This window comes from Streptococcus sp. GMD1S, from assembly GCF_000296875.1.
GTDB lineage: Bacteria > Bacillota > Bacilli > Lactobacillales > Streptococcaceae > Streptococcus.
In genome coordinates this window covers 1-1,017 of sequence record NZ_AJQY01000378.1, presented here as the reverse complement: position 1 = coordinate 1,017, position 1,017 = coordinate 1, and the positions used below count along the sequence as shown (strand labels likewise).

The following is a 1,017-nucleotide window of genomic DNA, read 5'->3' as shown; positions in this document are numbered from 1 at the left end:
GTCTCATAGGCTTCTTGAACTTCCTTGTATTTTTCCTCAGCGCCAGGCTCCTTGTTGATATCTGGGTGATATTTTTTCGAAAGCTTACGATAAGCCTTTTTGATCTCGTCTGCCGAAGCGTTTTTCGACACCCCCAGACGATCATAAAATTCAGTATTGTTCATACAAGATACCAAGACCGTAAAATTCGACTGAAAAATAGGAAATCTGACGCTGGAGCGATGCTCCTAGACAGATTTCTCTTTTTTCCGAGAATTTAGGTCGGGTTCAATTCCTTTCTTTTATATTGATGAGACAAAACCCAAACAAATCAGGTTCCATCCCTTTTTACCGAAAAACAGAGGCTGGGTTGCAACCTCTGGATTTCTTCCTATCATTACGACATTCAAAAGCAAAGTCGATTATACTTTTTTTGAACGAGTAAGGCTTTTAGCAAGTCGCCATAGCGATTGCCGTAGAATGACAATCATTTTAATGATTCCTCATTCTTAACGCCCTCGCTCTTCTGATTTTAAAGCTCGGGATAAAATAGTCCACTGGACTATTTTATTTCTCCGTAAACTCTCCGTCTACGACGTCATCTCCTGCGTTTCCTGTTGCTTGTGCGCCTTCTGCTCCTGCTTGAGCTTGTTGGGCTGCAGCGGCTTGTTCGTAGAGTTTAACAGCAAGTCCTTGAGCTTTTTCGTTCAATGCTTCAAGTTTCGCTTTCATTTCGTCCAAGTTATTGTCTTCTTGAGCTTTTTTAAGGTCATCAAGGGCAGCTTGGGCAGCATCACGTTCTGCGTCGAAGCCTTTGCCTTCAGTTTCCTTGATTGTCTTTTCAGTCGCAAAGATAGCTTGGTCTACTTCGTTACGAAGGTCTACTTCTTCTTTACGTTTCTTATCTGCTTCAGCGTTAGCTTCAGCATCTTTCATCATGCGGTCGATTTCTTCGTCTGTCAAACCTGAGTTAGATTGGATCACAATAGTTTGTTCTTTTTGAGTTCCAAGATCTTTAGCCTTAACAGACACGATACC

At 41.9% G+C, this 1,017-nt stretch carries 2 protein-coding genes; both read right to left on the bottom strand.

Translation table 11 applies throughout. From position 1 onward, the window contains the following. The coding region (locus tag GMD1S_RS12050; RefSeq protein ID WP_008283021.1) for a DnaJ domain-containing protein at window positions 1-164 on the bottom strand (164 nt) is incomplete at its 3' end. Between the two features lie 382 nt (window positions 165-546). Beyond that, window positions 547-1,017, bottom strand: a 471-nt coding sequence (locus tag GMD1S_RS10470) for an Hsp70 family protein (protein ID WP_000452440.1), incomplete at its 5' end; no start/stop codon positions are given.